The organism is Streptomyces sp. NPDC050842 (genome assembly GCF_044456565.1).
Classification (GTDB): Bacteria; Actinomycetota; Actinomycetes; order Streptomycetales; family Streptomycetaceae; genus Streptomyces.
This window is the reverse complement of the sequence record NZ_JBITGA010000018.1, coordinates 55,684-70,019: the sequence shown is the minus strand read 5'-3', so window position 1 is coordinate 70,019 and position 14,336 is coordinate 55,684. Positions and strand designations below refer to the sequence as shown.

The 14,336-nt window shown below is 68.8% G+C and carries 14 protein-coding genes and 2 pseudogenes; 6 read left to right on the top strand and 10 right to left on the bottom strand.

Annotation, left to right across the window (positions count from 1 at the left end):
* Positions 1 to 141: 141 nt before the first annotated feature.
* Together ACIBG6_RS38165 and ACIBG6_RS38160 are read right to left on the bottom strand one after the other, a co-directional pair.
* Positions 142 to 693: a DinB family protein gene (locus ACIBG6_RS38165; protein WP_399227359.1), complete on the bottom strand. Its 552-nt coding sequence runs from the start codon at positions 691 to 693 to the stop codon at positions 142 to 144.
* A gap of 145 nt (positions 694 to 838) precedes the next feature.
* The gene (locus ACIBG6_RS38160; protein WP_399227364.1) at positions 839 to 1,171 is read right to left on the bottom strand and encodes an NPCBM/NEW2 domain-containing protein; all 333 of its coding nucleotides are present in this window, start codon (positions 1,169 to 1,171) and stop codon (positions 839 to 841) included.
* Between the two features lie 582 nt (positions 1,172 to 1,753).
* Here ACIBG6_RS38160 and ACIBG6_RS38155 point away from each other — a divergent pair.
* Both ACIBG6_RS38155 and ACIBG6_RS38150 read left to right on the top strand, forming a co-directional pair.
* Positions 1,754 to 2,293: pseudogene (locus tag ACIBG6_RS38155) on the top strand (IS5 family transposase); the annotation flags it as partial.
* 182 nt (positions 2,294 to 2,475) lie between these two features.
* Complete coding sequence (locus ACIBG6_RS38150) at positions 2,476 to 3,642, top strand: twin-arginine translocation signal domain-containing protein (RefSeq protein WP_399227358.1); 1,167 nt, start codon at positions 2,476 to 2,478, stop codon at positions 3,640 to 3,642.
* Between the two features lie 349 nt (positions 3,643 to 3,991).
* Here ACIBG6_RS38150 and ACIBG6_RS38145 read toward each other — a convergent pair whose 3' ends face one another.
* Positions 3,992 to 4,441, bottom strand: a complete 450-nt coding sequence (locus ACIBG6_RS38145; protein ID WP_399227357.1) for a winged helix-turn-helix transcriptional regulator — start codon at positions 4,439 to 4,441, stop codon at positions 3,992 to 3,994.
* 121 nt (positions 4,442 to 4,562) lie between these two features.
* Between ACIBG6_RS38145 and ACIBG6_RS38140 the strand changes: the two genes are divergently transcribed.
* Together ACIBG6_RS38140 and ACIBG6_RS38135 are read left to right on the top strand one after the other, a co-directional pair.
* Positions 4,563 to 5,480, top strand: coding sequence for an alcohol dehydrogenase catalytic domain-containing protein (locus tag ACIBG6_RS38140; protein ID WP_399227356.1), 918 nt, complete (start codon positions 4,563 to 4,565; stop codon positions 5,478 to 5,480).
* Between the two features lie 325 nt (positions 5,481 to 5,805).
* Positions 5,806 to 6,198: a DUF4267 domain-containing protein gene (locus tag ACIBG6_RS38135; protein ID WP_399227355.1), complete on the top strand. Its 393-nt coding sequence runs from the start codon at positions 5,806 to 5,808 to the stop codon at positions 6,196 to 6,198.
* 208 nt (positions 6,199 to 6,406) lie between these two features.
* Here ACIBG6_RS38135 and ACIBG6_RS38130 read toward each other — a convergent pair whose 3' ends face one another.
* The 7 genes from ACIBG6_RS38130 to ACIBG6_RS38100 form a co-directional block, all read right to left on the bottom strand.
* Positions 6,407 to 6,913, bottom strand: coding sequence for a hypothetical protein (locus tag ACIBG6_RS38130; RefSeq protein ID WP_399227354.1), 507 nt, complete (start codon positions 6,911 to 6,913; stop codon positions 6,407 to 6,409).
* 43 nt (positions 6,914 to 6,956) lie between these two features.
* Entirely contained in the window at positions 6,957 to 7,142 is a 186-nt protein-coding gene (locus ACIBG6_RS38125; RefSeq protein ID WP_399227353.1) for a hypothetical protein, read from the bottom strand.
* Between the two features lie 101 nt (positions 7,143 to 7,243).
* Entirely contained in the window at positions 7,244 to 7,633 is a 390-nt protein-coding gene (locus ACIBG6_RS38120; protein ID WP_399227352.1) for a hypothetical protein, read from the bottom strand.
* Between the two features lie 230 nt (positions 7,634 to 7,863).
* On the bottom strand, positions 7,864 to 9,483 hold the full coding sequence (locus ACIBG6_RS38115) for a cation acetate symporter (protein WP_399227351.1): 1,620 nt from the start codon (positions 9,481 to 9,483) through the stop codon (positions 7,864 to 7,866).
* Entirely contained in the window at positions 9,480 to 10,082 is a 603-nt protein-coding gene (locus ACIBG6_RS38110) for a DUF485 domain-containing protein (protein ID WP_399227350.1), read from the bottom strand. The genes ACIBG6_RS38115 and ACIBG6_RS38110 overlap by 4 nt, the downstream gene beginning before the upstream one ends.
* 961 nt (positions 10,083 to 11,043) lie before the next feature.
* On the bottom strand, positions 11,044 to 11,418 hold the full coding sequence (locus ACIBG6_RS38105) for a hypothetical protein (protein ID WP_399227349.1): 375 nt from the start codon (positions 11,416 to 11,418) through the stop codon (positions 11,044 to 11,046).
* A gap of 236 nt (positions 11,419 to 11,654) precedes the next feature.
* Positions 11,655 to 12,497 carry a transposase family protein gene (locus tag ACIBG6_RS38100; RefSeq protein WP_399227348.1) on the bottom strand — a complete coding sequence of 281 codons (843 nt, stop codon included), beginning with the start codon at positions 12,495 to 12,497 and terminating at the stop codon, positions 11,655 to 11,657.
* Between the two features lie 253 nt (positions 12,498 to 12,750).
* On the opposite strand from ACIBG6_RS38100, the pseudogene ACIBG6_RS38095 reads away from it, so the two are divergent.
* Both ACIBG6_RS38095 and ACIBG6_RS38090 read left to right on the top strand, forming a co-directional pair.
* Positions 12,751 to 13,078, top strand: a pseudogene (locus ACIBG6_RS38095) (pyridoxamine 5'-phosphate oxidase family protein).
* 320 nt (positions 13,079 to 13,398) lie between these two features.
* A complete protein-coding gene (locus ACIBG6_RS38090; protein WP_043224315.1) occupies positions 13,399 to 14,244 on the top strand; it encodes a hypothetical protein in 846 nt (281 codons plus the stop codon).
* The last annotated feature ends 92 nt before the right edge of the window (positions 14,245 to 14,336 follow it).

The following is a 14,336-nucleotide window of genomic DNA, read 5'->3' as shown; positions in this document are numbered from 1 at the left end:
ACAACACCAAGCCCGCATCAGCCACTACAAACGACGCGGCCACACACCACCAGAAACTGCCCAACCGTCACAACATAGACCGTTGCAGTACTAGGAACTGTCCGGCGGATCATGTGACTGTCGGCCGTCCATCCCGCCGGTTCACCTCGGCGGGTCCTCGCCCGTGAGCCCGTCGACGGATTCACGGATGAGGTCGGCGTGACCGGCGTGGCGGGCGTACTCCTCGATGAGGTCAAGGAGGATACGGCGGAGGTTGGGGCGTTCGCCGCTACGGGTGGTGTAGGCGCCGATTTGGTCCAGCCCGCCCGTGCTGAGCGCCTCGTCAACGATGGCACGGGAGCGGGCGACTGATTCCTGCCAGAGAGCGAGCAGTTGCTCGGGGGTGTCCTCCGCAGCGGAGCGGTAGTCCCAGTCGGGAGTGCTGTCCCAGTCGACGGCGTCCCAGGGAGCACCGACGGGGGAGCCGAGCCACAGCCGGGCGAAGTGACTGTCTTCTACGTGTGCCAGGTGCTTGAGGAGGCCGCCCAGGGTGATGGTGGACGCGCCCAGTGTGGCGCGAAGGCCGGAGGCGTCCAGGCCGGAGCACTTCCACGCCAGGGTAGCCCGCTGCCGTTCGAGGGCGCCGAGGACGGCTGCTGCCTCGGTACCGGCGAGTGGAGGTTCCGGCCAAGCTTCGGTTGTGCTCTCAGTCATGGCCGCAGACCTTAGCGAACGGATCTGACAGTGCAGCCGACGGGTGAACGTCGACGAACCGATCACTCAAACCACAAGATCCGCCGGACAGACCCGAGCCGGTCTCCCTTCGGATTACCCCCCCAGCCGCGAAGCGCAGCCCTGCTCACCGAACCAGGGTGGCGTCACCGAGAGCGACCCAGGAATCCGAGGCTTCGCACCCTTCATCGTGCGTGTAGGCGATCGTCATGCGCACCTTGTCCTTGACGGACAGCGTCAAGTCACGGGGCCGGCCCAGGGTGACGGTTCCCGTCCATAGAGTTTCGTCGTCTGCGGAGATGGTCAGCGTGCCACTCGTCGCAGCCGAGTTGTCGTCCATGCCTGCGGTGAAGGTGAACGTGCTCCACTGCGTACCCAGGTTGTACTCGATCGACCCGCGAGGTGGGCAGTGCGAGTCCGACGACAGCGAGTCGGGATACGTCTTGCCTCGTAGGGTCACGTGAGTAGCCCAGAAGTGGCCACCGTCCACAGCGTCCAACGTGTTCAGGAAGACCTTCTGGGGCCCGTTTCGGCTTCCTGCGGGGCCCCGGTCGGGCTGGGTTCGTCTGACGCGGTTGCTGTCGGTGTCTGTTCCGTCGTCGCGGGTGTCGACGGTGCTTCCTCCGTAGGTGCAGGCGAAGACGCCTCCGCGGTGCTGGAGGTGGCAGAGGCCGGCGGCGGAGCGGCCTTATCGGCACGACCGGAAGCCGCCCAGACCGTAGCGACGATCCCTAGCACCGGGACCAGGATGCCGATGACCCACCAGGCCCAAGACGGAGCTTGACCGCTTCGCTGCGGTGCCTGCTCAGAAGCCGTTCCGCTACCGGCGTTCTCACTCAATGAGCTGCCCTTCCCCCGGGGAGCACGTGGCCACCATCATACCGGTGAGGCTGATGATCCGTCAGAGATAGTGGCGTCCCCAGTCGCCACCCACGCAAGTAACACCGCGCTTTTGACGGCAGGTTGAGGCTCGGTCGCACCCGTGACGCCTCACCAGGGCCGCAGAGGTAGCCAGAAGACTGGCCATAGGCAATGTCCTCAAATGATCTCGGGTGGTGGATCGCGGGATCGTGATACGTCGCCAGCACATGAACTGTCCGCTGCCGAGGGGGAGTTCGTCCGGGCCCACCAGCACGCGGCCGGAGCCCGAGAAAGGGGCTCCGCGACCCGGGCCCTCGGCTGGTCCCGAGGCGGTCTGACCAGCAAGATCGGCCTGGCCTGCGACGGGTCCGGACGACCGCTCGCCTTCGTCGTGAAGGGCGGGAACACCGACGACTGCACCCAGTTCGCCACCGTGATGGAAGCGATCCGGGCGCCCCGCATCGGACCTGGGCGGCCCCGGGGCCGACCGGCGCACGTCCTGGGCGACAAGGGCTACAGCTCGAAAGCAATCCGCACCTGGCTCTGCCGCGGGGGCATCGCCCACAGCATTCCCGAGCGGGCCGACCAGGTCCGCGACCGGGCCCGGCGGGGGAGGCACGGAGGCCGCCCGCCGGCCTTCGACCGCGAGGCATGCAAGCACCGCAACGTCTTCGAACGCTGCTTCAATCGCCTGAAGCAGTGGCGCCGCATCGCCACCCGTCCGGGGCCACCGCACCACCCGCTACGCGACCACCCGGTGCGCGCGGGTGCTCGCAATCGTTGTCCGTCTGCCGGGAACACCGGCGCGTCGGTGTCTTCCCCAAGCGGAAGACCGGCGGCGCGCCGTCCACTTCGTGTTCCCCGCCCCTCGCCCGGCGAGTGGGCCCTTACGGAAGGCGGAGAATGACCACGCGCAGAAGCTTCCTCGGCCGTACCACCGCGGCCGGTGTCATGGCGGGCCTCGCGGCCTCACCTGCGGCGGCCGAGGACGGGAGCGGGGCACCCGCCGGCGACCCGGCCGTTCGGCGCGGTCGGGCCCGCGACGCGATCGTGGCGGTCAACAACGGTATGCGGTCGCACTACGCCGCGCTCAAGTCGGATCTGATCGCGCAGCTCAGTCCCGTCCTCGTGGTCCAGAACGACGCCAGGGGCGGAAGGTTCACCCTCGTCCACGACGGCACGCAGGAGTCGCTGCATCCCGTCGGGGAGGTGTTCGAGCTGGCGAAGTCCGTCAGCCATGTGCCGCTCGGGGTCTTCTCGATCATCGCGCCCCACCTGAGCGACAGGGTTCCGAACGTCCCCGGCGCGGACCGCATCGATGCGCACGACCTCGCCATGGTCGCGTTCAAGGACACGGCGACCACCGACTGGATCACACCGCTCCGGCAGTACGCCGACACCCTGGCCGCCGCCCGGCGGCAGCTCGACCAGGCCGGCATTCCGTCGGAGATGGTGGTCTCGTGCGCGCGGGTGCTCGACGGCGCACTCTCGTTCATCGAGGTCTCCACCGCGGCCCGGTCCTTCGACATCAGGTCGTTCGAGGACTTCTCCTCCAGCGTGTACGCGGGCATTCGCACCAACATGAGGTACGCGGCAGAGGCCCAGATCGCGGGTGTGCAGGGCGTCCTGCGGAAGTGGCGGGCCCGGATCGGTGAGGAGGAGTGGCAGGACCTGTACACGGTCGTGCTGTCCCAGTGGGCCACGTCCGAACTGAACCAGAACTCGATCATCATCAGGCCGTGCATGAACCCGGCGAAGGTGGCCACCCATCTGATCGACCTGCCGGCCGCCGAGCCGCTCTCGGACCCGGTCTTCGTGGCCCTGGACAACCTCGCCCGGATCGTGCAGGACAACATCGCGGCCGAGTTGGTCTTTCCTTCGGACCGGGCGGCCGCCGATGCGCTCAAGGGCCCGCAGGATCTGCTCGCCGACGAGATCCTGGACCAGCTCGATGCGGCAACGCCGGGCGCGGCAGCGTACTCCGCGCCTGTCGGGGCCGGGAGGGGTGCCTGTCCCGTCACCCGAAGGGGCTCGGCTTCTCATCAGGGCGGTACGGCGCACGACCTCTGAGGCCGGTTACGCCTCCGGGGCCGCCCCCGCCGGCCGCAGCGCGCGGGTCAGCCGGTCGAGGCCGCTCGTGCTCGACGGCGGTGTCCGTCAGCACGGTCTGGTCGGGCTCGGCCTCAGGCTCGGTGTGGCTGAGGACGACGACGAGGGTCATGCCGTCCTGGTCGGCCAGGTGGACGCTGACGCGCTTGCCCGAGTCTCGGACGGCCGTGTGGACGAGAGGCCGCACGGTCTCCTCCAGAAAGCCGTCCTGAGGGTGGCTGCATTCCCAGCCGCGCACAACGTGTGGCGCGAGTGACGAAGAGGCATGTCATTCCCACGCAGACCATCACTGCAGGTTCAATCGGCAAGCTCATTGTTCGGCTGTCGTGCGGTGGTGTTCCTCGCGGTGGGCGAGTACGTCGGTCATGTGCGTTTCGGCCCAGTCCTTGAGTCCGGCCATGACGTGGTTCAGGGACAAACCGAGGTCGGTCAGTTCGTAGGTGACGGTGACGGGCACGGTGGGCGTGACCGTACGGGTGACCAGGCCGTCGACTTCCAGGGAGCGCAGGGTCTGGGTAAGCATCTTCTGGCTGGCGCCCGCGAGCCGGCGGGACAGTTCGGAATAGCGCATCGCCCGGGGCCCGCCTTCGTGGTCGACCCCGGGCCGGTGCGGGCCGTCGCAGCCGAGCGCCGCGAGGATCAACGCGACCCACTTGTCGGAGATGCGGTCGAGCAACTGGCGGCTGGGGCAACCGTCCATGAACGCGTTGTAGCTCGCTTTCGCCTCGGCCCGCTGCTGAGCTGCCGTCTGCGTTGACATCGATCGCCCCTTCCGTACCTGGAGGCAGCTTACGCACCTTCAAGTGCCTTCTTCCGCTGCGGAATCCACAAAGCGAGCATGGAGCACGGAAACGATCACCCCACCGCAGAGGAACAAAGTCATGGGCACCCCCACTTTCCGCACCGCCGTCGTCCGCGTCCCGAGCGGGCCCGATTCGATCGAGGTCATCGAGGTGCCAGTCGTCGATCCTGGCCCCGGCCAGATCCGAGTCGCCATCGCCGCTGCGACGGTCAACCCCACCGATCTCGGCGTCGCGGCGGGCTTCTTCCACTCGATAGGGCTGGTCGATCAGCCCGAGCACACGGGCCTGGGCTGGGAGTTCGCCGGCGTCGTGGACGCGTCCGGGCCGGGCGTCGACCTGGCCGTCGGCACCAGGGTGGCCGGCCTGGTGGTCGGCTTCGACCGCGACTACGGCACCTACGCCGAGCAGATCGTGGTCGCAGCGGCCGACGTCGCCCCGGTCCCCGACGAGCTGGACATGCTGGCCGCGACCACGGTCCCCCTCAACGGGCTGGCCGCTGCGCAGGTCGTCGACTTGCTCGGCGACGCGCCCGCCAGGGCCGCCCGGCTGCTGGTGACCGGCGCCGCGGGGGCGGTCGGAGCGAACGTCGCCGTCCTCGCCCGGGAACGCGGCTGGCAGGTGACCGGGCTCGCCCGCGCTGGCGACGAGGAGTTCGTCCGCGGCCTCGGCGCCGACTTCACCACGCACGCCGAGCCGGAATGGGACGCAGTCGTCGACCCCGCCCAGCTGAATGGAGCAGCGCTCGAGCTGGTCCGCGACGGCGGAACCTACGTCGGGCTGCGGCCAGGCCTCGAACCGGCCGCCGAGCGCGGGATCTCGGTCGGCTCCGTGGTCACCACTTTCGACAGCGCACGACTGGCCGACCTCCTCATCCGCACCGCCTCGGGCGAACTTTCGGCCCGCGTCTACGCGGTCGTCTCGCTGGACCAGGCCGCCGAAGCCCACCGGGCCACCGCCAAGGGCGGCCTCCGCGGCCGCTACATCATCTGCCCCTGACCAGCCCGGCGCCGAGTGCGCCGCCGTCCGGGCCCACCGGCATCGCCCGCCGGAAGCCTCCAACGCCGGCGGCCGACCCCTGCTGCGCAGCCGACCGCCGGCCCGGCCACGACATCGGCGGCATCGCCGAAACCGGAGAGCAACAGCGGCCCCAGCCATCACGACGTTGCTCGGGACAACGCCGAGACGCCCGGGGCAACAGACGAAGTCTCAGCCGGCTCCCCGCTGTCAGTGATGCGGCTGCGATGCCTCGCGAGGCGATCCGACGCCCGCCGTCGACCCGTTCCGTCCTGCTCCGCCGTACGACACCCTCAGGAGACCCGCCATGACCATGAAGCACGTCGCCACCGTCCTCGCCGTCCTCGGCGGCCTGTTCCTCCTCTACACCGGGATCAGCTACCTGCTCGCACCGCAGGCGACGGCCGAAGGGTTCGGGCTGCCGACCTGGCCACAGGACCAGGGGAAGGGCTTTTTGGCGGTCAAGGGCATGCGCGACATCGGCTTCGGACTGGTGATACTCGCGCTCCTGCTGGCCGGGCAGCGCAAGGCGCTCGGGCTGGCGATGGCGGCCATGGCCGTCGTCCCGGCCGGCGACATGCTGATCGTGCTGAACGCAGGCGGTCCGGCGGCGACCGCGTACGGCGTCCACGGACTGGCTGCCGCGACGGTCGCCGTGACCGCGGGACTGCTGCTGCGCGAGCGGCCGGCAGCCGCCTGAGCGCTGCAGGAAAGTGGATCTTGGTTCGGAGTGGCCGTCGTGTGGGACGGGGATTCCTGACCGAGGGCCGGCGGGCTGTGCCCCTTCGCGTCAAGATCAATCTCACCGATAACCGCTCTGTACCGATGTTCCAAAGCCTCCGGGAGGCGCGCGGGTTCAGGGAAACCGAAGTCCGTTCAGTGGGGACTCGCGGGTCGGTCCGTGTGCATCAGCTGGGCGTGTCCGTGGGTTCGGCAGGAACCGTGGGGTGGGTTGCGAGGCGGCGGGCTTCGGCCGTGACTTCGGCATCGACCTGGGCCACGGTTCTGTCGCCGTATTCGAGGACGTCGTACTCGTCGTCGAGTTCGGCGAGCCGCTCGGTCAGGAGCAGCTCATGTCCGTAGCGCTGATGAATCCGGAAAGTGAACTCCCGAGGCGTGAGCTCGCCGGCGAGCATGTGGCGTGCGAGGGCTCGGGCGGCGGCTTCCTGGCCGGCCTCGCTGGCGACCGGATAGAAGGTGAGGCCGAGTTCGGCGAGGGCTGCGGGAAGCAGGTCGTGGACGTCGTAGTCCGCCTCGGCGCGCGTGCAGGCGGCGAGGATCCGAAGCCCGGTGGTGTCGAGTCCGGCGACGAGCGCATCACAGGCGGCGTTGACGACCTCGCTCGCGCGGATTTCCCCCATGCTCCAGAGGGCGGCATGGTCCTGTAGAGCGATTGCTGCTTCGGTCGACGTCACTCGTCCATGATTCCCTTCACGGTGCGTCCCGGTCGAGCAGATTTCATCGAAGGTGCTGTTCAGGGGCCTGTTCCAGCAGGGCTCGCGCGGAGTCCGCGTAGCGCATCGCGGTCTTCGCGGCGAGCCCGAGAACCTCCGCGAGATGGAGTGGGTCGGGCCCGTGGGTCTTGGCCGCTTCGAGTTGTCGGTCGACGCGGAGCTGCTCCAGCGTCGCATCCTGTCCTCGCATCGGAGCGCTGATCCAGTGGTTGCCGGCTCGGCTGGTCGTGTTGGCGGTCTGGTTGTTGATCAGCAGGTGGAGGTTTGCCGTGCCGGCTACCGGCGCCGCCGTTAGTCCAGCCAGTCCGCCAGAAGCTTCAGGGTGAGGTCGTCGGGAGGCCGGGCGCGTCCGGCGATTGTCAGCCGACGGTTGCCGAGATCGACGTCGTCGAGCATGAGGGTGGCGATCTGGGCGACTCGGGCGGCGTGGACCGCCGCGAGCACGAGGACGAGCCGCCGCAGGGGTGGTCGCAGCCGCGACGGAGCGATCCACTTGTTCGGGGAGGAGCGGTTGCACACGCCGTACTCGTTCTGCCCGACCTTGATCCGGCTGGTGGGGTTGCGGAAGATCAACCCGTGCCGTTTGGCCCAGGTGAACAGGGACCGCAGGGCGACAAGCTGATCACGTCGATGGCGGCCCTCCACGGATTTCATGTGGGCGAGGACGTCGGCGCGAGTCACCTCCCGCAGGTGGTCGTAACGGTTCGATCACTTCAGCAACGCCGGACGGACCTGGTTGAGACAGACAGACCGTGCCCTCCCGTCGCGGGAGACTGCGGGGGCCGCCGTCGCGCAGGACACGGTCCAGCGCTCGGCTTCCGAGCGGATGCCGGGTGCGAGCCCTTCCAGGCGTCCGACGAGCGCCCGGCCTGGAACTTCCGGCCGGGCGCCCTTTCGTCGGGGCGTGCGCGTCAGGACGCGGAGACGCTGTTCGCCGCGGGTGTGCCGGCCAGGATCGTCTCCTCCACCGCTTCGTACCGCATGCGCTGGTCGGCCGGGTCGCGTTCATAGAGCACCGTGCCGAGCCAGCCCGCGAGGAAGCCCAGCGGGGCCGAGAGGATGCCCGACGTGGTGAACGGGAACCAGTTGAAGTCCTGGTCCGGGAAGATCGCCTGGGGCGATCCGGACACCAGGTTGCTGCCTGTCATGAGGATGAACGCGGAGGCGCTGCCCACGATGAGGGTGCAGAGCAGTCCCGTACGGGAGTAGCGGCGCCAGAAGAGGCTGTAGATGAGGGCCGGTGCGACCGCGGACGCGCCGATGCAGAACGACAGGGTGAGCAGTGCCTGAAGGTTCAGATGCCGTGCACCGGCGGCGATCGCGATCGCCACGAGCCCGACGCCCGCCGCGGCGGTCCGGGCGATGGCCATCTCTGCGGAGTCCTTCAGTTGCGCCTTGCGGCGCAGCCCGTGCGTGATGAGGTCGTGCGCCAGGGTGTTGGCGCAGGCGAGGGTGATCCCGGCGACCGAGGCCAGCAGGGTGAGGAAGATGGCTGTCGCCACGGCCGCGAACAGCAGTGTCTCGACGGTCGTCTGGTCCGTGCCCATGACGGCCTGGCTGACCATGAGGAACGCTGTCTTGCCCTGCGGGTCGCCGGCGACGATCCCCTGGTGGCCGACGATCGCCGCCGCGCCGAAGCCGATGACGGCGATCAGCAGACAGGTCACGACGACGGTCGACACGGCCCAGGACATCGAGCGCCGCACTGCTGCCGCGCTGCGCGCGGTGAACATGCGCATGGTGATCTGCGGCAGCACCGCGGCGCCGAGCACGACCGTCAACTGAGTGCTGATCATGTCGAGTTCGTTGCCGCCGAACTGCAGACCGGAGGCGGTATAGGCGTCTCCCGCCCCGCTGCCGCGCTTGGCGGCGTCCAGCAGGGAGGGCAGGCTGAAGTCGAAGCGGTTGAGGATGAGCGCGGCGATCGCGAGGGACGCGCCGAGCAGGACGACGGTCTTGACGATCTGGATGAAGGCGGTGCCCTTCATGCCTCCGATCGCCGCGTACGCGATCATCAGCAGGCCCAGGAACACGATCGCTCCCGTCTTGAAGCCGTCGGCGTCGAAGCCGAGGATGACGGAGAGGAGATCGCCGGCGCCCGCGAGCTGGAAGATCACCAGCGGCAGCAGTGCGGTCAGGGTGACCGCGGCCGTGGTGATCCGCACGGCGGGGCCGGGGAGACGCCGGGTGAAGACGTCGCCGATCGTGAACCGGCCGGCGTTACGCAGCGGTTCGGCGAGCAGGAACATCATCAGGACCAGCGAGAGCACGGTGCTCAGGGCGAGCGTGACGCCGTCGTAGCCGACGAGCGCGATGATGCCGATGGTGCCGAGCACGGTGCCGGCGGAGATGTAGTCGCCGGCGATCGCGAGGCCGCTCTGCACGGGGGAGAGCGAGCGGTAGCCGGTGTAGAACTCGCCCAGGTCGTCACGATCGGGGCCGGTCATCACGCACAGCAGCAGCGTGACAGTGATGACCGCGATGAACGCCATCAGCGACATGGTCTGGGCCCCGGAGCTGAAGCTGGTCATGCGCGCGCACCTCCGGTGGGCTGCTGCCATACGGGACGTCCGGAGCGGCTCTGGCGTTCTGGCCGGGGCGCGGCTGCCGCGGCCGCCTGCTCAGCGCGTTCGCGGATCGCCGCGGCGAGCGGGTCGACGCGATTGCGCGCGATCCGCTCGTACAGCACGATCGCCGCCAGTGCCACGGGCAGCTGGAGGAGCCCCAGAACCAGTCCGATGGTGAGACCACCGGTGATGCTGCTGGTCATCATCGAGGGGGCGTAGCCGGACAGGAATAGGAAGATGACGAAGTAGCCGAGCGCGGTGAAGGTGGCGACGCGGCGGAGCCTGCGGTAGGCCGATCCGAGCCGACGCAGATCATCACGATCGTCGCTGGCGGCGGGCGGTTGCGGCTGCGGGGACGCGTCCCAGGGCTGCTGCGCGGAGTCCCAGCCCTGCGGCGAGGAGTCCCACGCTCGCGGGGACGAGTCCCAGGCTGCCTGTGGATCGGTGTCCCAGGACGGCGATCCACCCTCCCAGGACTGCGACGCCGCCTCTTGGCGGTGCCGCCCGGCATTCCGGTGCTGCGGTACGGGCGGTGGGCCGGGGAAAGGCTGGTGGTACGACATCGATCTTGCTCCTTGCCGCCCCGGGGAACGGGCGGGTGGCGCTGATGGTCCCGCGTACGTTACTCATGGGTATGGCCCCTGCGTAAGAGGGTTTCCGACCGCTTGGTATGTCGGTTCGGTGACGATCCTGTGTGCGCGGCGACGAAACCTGCCGTATCCCCGTCGTGGAACTTTCCGCAGGTCACGGGTGAGTCTCGGGCCGCTCGTGGGGCCGGGCAGGCCGCTCGGCACGACCCGTCCGGCGAATGCGCCGGACGGGGCCGACGATGTGGTCGGGTGGATGGCTACGTAGGTCAGAACTGGGTTCTGGCAGGCACAGATCTTGGGGAGCCGGCGCGGAGAGTCATCGCGGTGTTCGAGGATGCGGGAGGGGCTGAGCCTCGGATCCGTCTAGCTGCTGACCTGTCCCACGAACTCCGACGATCAGGCGATGGTGACGTCTCGTGCGTCGACCCGTACTGGGTCGAGGTGGAGTTCGTACGCGGTGTAGCACTCGCTGATCTCTGTTCCCACTGCAGCGCCGCACGGGCACAGTCGATTCAGCCCACCCTGGCCATGCAGCCCGCAGCAGCCTCCGTGGTCCCCATCAAGGTCGCGCAACAGGTCCGGCGCGTCGTTGGGATGGAGAACGATCGTATTCCGGGGGCCTGCGGACGTGAGGAACCCGTGTCCGTCGGGATCGGCAACAGCCGGACCTCCGGGAAACACTGCGATGCATTCGTCCGTGGGAAGAAACGGGGCGCCCCATGGCTCGGGCTCCAGAGCATAGAACCCCTGGTTCATGGTGGCCGGGGCCCGGCGGTACCCGTCGGGTCCGACCCGTCCGTCGAACTCGGGCCTGACCAGCGTCTCGGACATCTGCACAGTCCTGGTCAGAGGGCGAGCGCAGGCGGCACACACAAAGGTGATCACACGAAGTTCTAGCCCGCCGAACCCGCATCAGCAAGAGCCTGCTTCCGGGCTACTGCAGCAGGATCATCTTTCGGAGCAGGTGGAAGCCGGCTCGGCCATAAAGCTGCCTCTTGATCTTTTTGATGCGGTTCACGGCGCCTTCGATGCTGCCCGAGTTCCAGTCCAGGGTGAGGCCGGCAGTCACGGCGTCCAGGTCTCGGAGCAGGTGGAGGGAGAATCCGGTGAGCCGGGGCAGCTGGCTGGCGTCGACGGCGTCGCTCCAGGAAGGGAGCGTGGCACCGAGGCGGCCTGAGAGGATCTCACCGCAGTCTCGGACGTGTCCGGCGGCCGTGTCCAGTTCGGGACAGCGCGTCCGGACGACCTTCAGCCTGACGCGGTCCTCCTCGTGCTGGGCGGTGGGGTGGCGGGTGAGCCAGCCGATCACTTGCCGCACCGTCGGTGGGTCGCGGCGGTGCTGCGGATGGAGCCTCGCGCAAGGTGGCGATGTGGGCGCGGACCATGACGTAGGTGACGGGAGCTTGCTCGGCGACCAGCTCGCCGTGGAGGTGGGTGACGCTGGTGCATCCCTCTGAGAATCGTCGTTCGGGGTAGGGCTTGTAGGGGTCGGGCCTGTGGCACGGGGCTGGTTTTCGCGGATGGTGTCCTGCCAGCGTGTGGCGTTCACATACCGGAGGACGGTGTTGAGGCCCCAACCCCGGTGCCGGGCGGTCGCCCGGCGTGAGTGGCCCTGGGCGTGTGCTGCCGTCTTGCGCTCGGCCCGCCGACCGACGGGATCTGCGTCGTTCTGCGGCCGTTCGGAAGCCAGTGGGGTGTTCTGAGGCAGCGTGCCGTAGGGCGTCGGGGTGCGCAGGCAGTCGCGGTGGGCGGCGACGCAGGTCTCCACGGCCTGGCCCAGGCCCTGCCACAGGTGAAAGCGGTCGGTGACCTGCAGAGCGTCGGGGGCGCCGCGTCGGGCGCCCTCGGCGTAGGCGCCGGCACGTCCCGTCCCGGCAGATGATCTCCACGGCGGAGTAGCGATCCAGCCAGGCGGCCTGCGGCCCGGCTTCCCGCGTCGGGAGCACATCGACCACGCGACGGTCTTCGACGCTGGTCAGCACGGTGGAGTAGGTCGGACCGCGACGGATCGCGAAGTCGTCCATTCCCAGCACCCGCTGAGTACTGAACTGCGCAGAGCCGTGTGGTGAACCGCGCGTGCGGAACAGCCAGCCGAGAGAACGGCTCGGCGAAGGTCCGGCGTGGGCAGTCCGTCGACTCGCAGATGAAGCGTCGGACCGTCAGCCGGATCACAAAGCCCTGGTCGGCCAGAGGAAGGTCTCTCAGTCGGCGCTGGTAACGGTCGTGGACTCGGCCCGAGAAGCGGCCGCAGTCCGGACATGAAGCGCCGCCTGCGTGACCTCGCGCCAATACCTCGACCGTGCCGAACGCGGCCGTAACCGCCTCGACCTCCACATCGTCGATCCCGTAGAACACCAGCGAGTCCCAGAGCGGTGCATTGATCTGCATGACCAGCACCATCACCGTCCACAGCCGACCAAAGCCGCGAAAGGAATACACCTGAGGGAGCGCCACTTCCGGCTGTCAGGCGCCAAGGCGTACGCCGTCTCGCACGAGCCGGACTCGTTGCAACCGAACACCGAAGTAACGCTCTGAGACGACTCCCAAGATCTGTGCCAGAACCGACTTTTGACGGCGCTGCCGACGGTCGTGGCTGCCCCGGCTCCGGAGAACCAAGGGTCGCGGCGTGGGGTACTCGATCATGCCTGTGACCAACGAGTGGCTGGCCGGACCGTCCCCGAAGAAGCGCCTCGACCGAGGGCGTCTGGAAGAGCGAATACTCAACCTGCTGTCGTCGCAGAACATGTGCGTGCTCGCGACGGCGGGCCCAGAGGGGCCACTCGCGACGCCAGTGCGGTACTTCCACCTCGACTTCGCAGTTCGACCATGTCGAGCGGTCGTTCTCCATCGACGAACCGCCGACAGGGCCTCTCGTCGTGCACGAGGCAGAGCGGATCGTCTATACCGAGCACTGGCTGCGGCGCGAGGGGTTCGCGCCGCGGCAGTTCTGGACCAGGTCGGGCCAGTAATCCGGCATCCTCTGACCGGCCGGCGGGGCGGTCAGCAAGCCTAAGAAGCCGTATCTCAATCGATCTTGGAACGTGCAAGTCGAACAGAGTTCCTGGTCGGGTGATCTTCCAAGCGCACGTGTGCGGCAACGCGGCCGATCATCCGGCCCGGGTGCGCCGCTATCCGTCGGACATGACGGACGCGGAGTGGGCGGCTGGTGTACGAGCAGACTGGTTCGGGTGCCCGGGCGGACCGAGCGGGAACGACGGGGACGGGGACTGTCGGAGGCCTCGCGTAGGTTGAGCACCGTCGCAGTCGAACGGAATGAACGAGGAACACAGTGAAGGCATACGACCTGGGGTTCGGAGAGTCCGTGGACGCGCTGTCGGTCCGGCCCGGCAAGCCCGTCGAGATCGATCTGCCCGGGGCCCGCGTCGCCGGGTGGTGCGGCGGTCGTGCGCCCGGCATCGGAACGGCCTCCTGGCCCCGGAGCCCTGTCACGGGACTGCCGATGACCCATGTCATCACCCTCGAACTGCCGGAGGACTACCGGCGCAAGGGCCAGGACCTGGTAGCCGTCTCCTTCTTCCACGCCGACGACCACGTCGCCGACGACATCGAGGGCGTGGACGAGCTGCTGGCGGGCACCGTGCCCACCCCGGAGCAGGCCGCCGATCCGTTCCTCGCCGCGGTGGCCGCGACGGCCGCAGCCCGCCACCCCCGGCAGCAGGACCTGGAGGACGTGATCGGCGGCGCGCACGCGCTCATCTGGCTCACCGCCGCGGAGTTCGCCGCGCCCCGCATGGATCCCCCCGCCGACATCCGGCCGGACGGCCTCGGCGACAAGTACAGCCGCGGCCAGAACGCCTGGGACGACAGCGCCCCCGAAATCACGGTCTGGATCGGGGAGCGCACCGGCGACCCGAACACCGGCATCGCCCCGGCGGAGGACGGCGAGGGCGGCTATGTGGAGGCCTGGTCCTCGGACGACAAGGATCTCGATGCGTTCTGGTCGTCCGTCGAGGGCATCTCGCACCTCGGCGGAACGGTGATGCCCTGCCAGACGTTGCCGGAGGGGCTGACGCCGTACGTCTTCGAGCTGGAGGACGGCGTCGGCGGGGTCAACTTCGGCGGTGGCAACGCCCAGATCGACCTGGAGTCGGGCGTCTTCGACTGGGCGCAGTAGCGGGCAGCGCGCCCGCGCGGAGCCGAGCAGTACGCGACCAGCGGCGGTGCCGAGGGCGTACGCGCGTCGGCGCACACCCCGTGGCGTCCGTC

Excerpts from the sequence above, each read along its gene's own strand:
- ACIBG6_RS38135 (WP_399227355.1), top strand. The coding sequence starts at position 5,806 with ATGACCATGAAGCACGTCGCCACCGTCCTCGCCGTCCTCGGCGGCCTG.
- ACIBG6_RS38150 (WP_399227358.1), top strand. The coding sequence starts at position 2,476 with ATGACCACGCGCAGAAGCTTCCTCGGCCGTACCACCGCGGCCGGTGTC.
- ACIBG6_RS38140 (WP_399227356.1), top strand. The coding sequence starts at position 4,563 with ATGGGCACCCCCACTTTCCGCACCGCCGTCGTCCGCGTCCCGAGCGGG.
- ACIBG6_RS38115 (WP_399227351.1), bottom strand. The coding sequence starts at position 9,483 with ATGACCAGCTTCAGCTCCGGGGCCCAGACCATGTCGCTGATGGCGTTC.
- ACIBG6_RS38145 (WP_399227357.1), bottom strand. The coding sequence starts at position 4,441 with ATGTCAACGCAGACGGCAGCTCAGCAGCGGGCCGAGGCGAAAGCGAGC.
- ACIBG6_RS38165 (WP_399227359.1), bottom strand. The coding sequence starts at position 693 with ATGACTGAGAGCACAACCGAAGCTTGGCCGGAACCTCCACTCGCCGGT.
- ACIBG6_RS38125 (WP_399227353.1), bottom strand. The coding sequence starts at position 7,142 with ATGCGAGGACAGGATGCGACGCTGGAGCAGCTCCGCGTCGACCGACAA.
- ACIBG6_RS38100 (WP_399227348.1), bottom strand. The coding sequence starts at position 12,497 with ATGCAGATCAATGCACCGCTCTGGGACTCGCTGGTGTTCTACGGGATC.
- ACIBG6_RS38110 (WP_399227350.1), bottom strand. The coding sequence starts at position 10,082 with ATGTCGTACCACCAGCCTTTCCCCGGCCCACCGCCCGTACCGCAGCAC.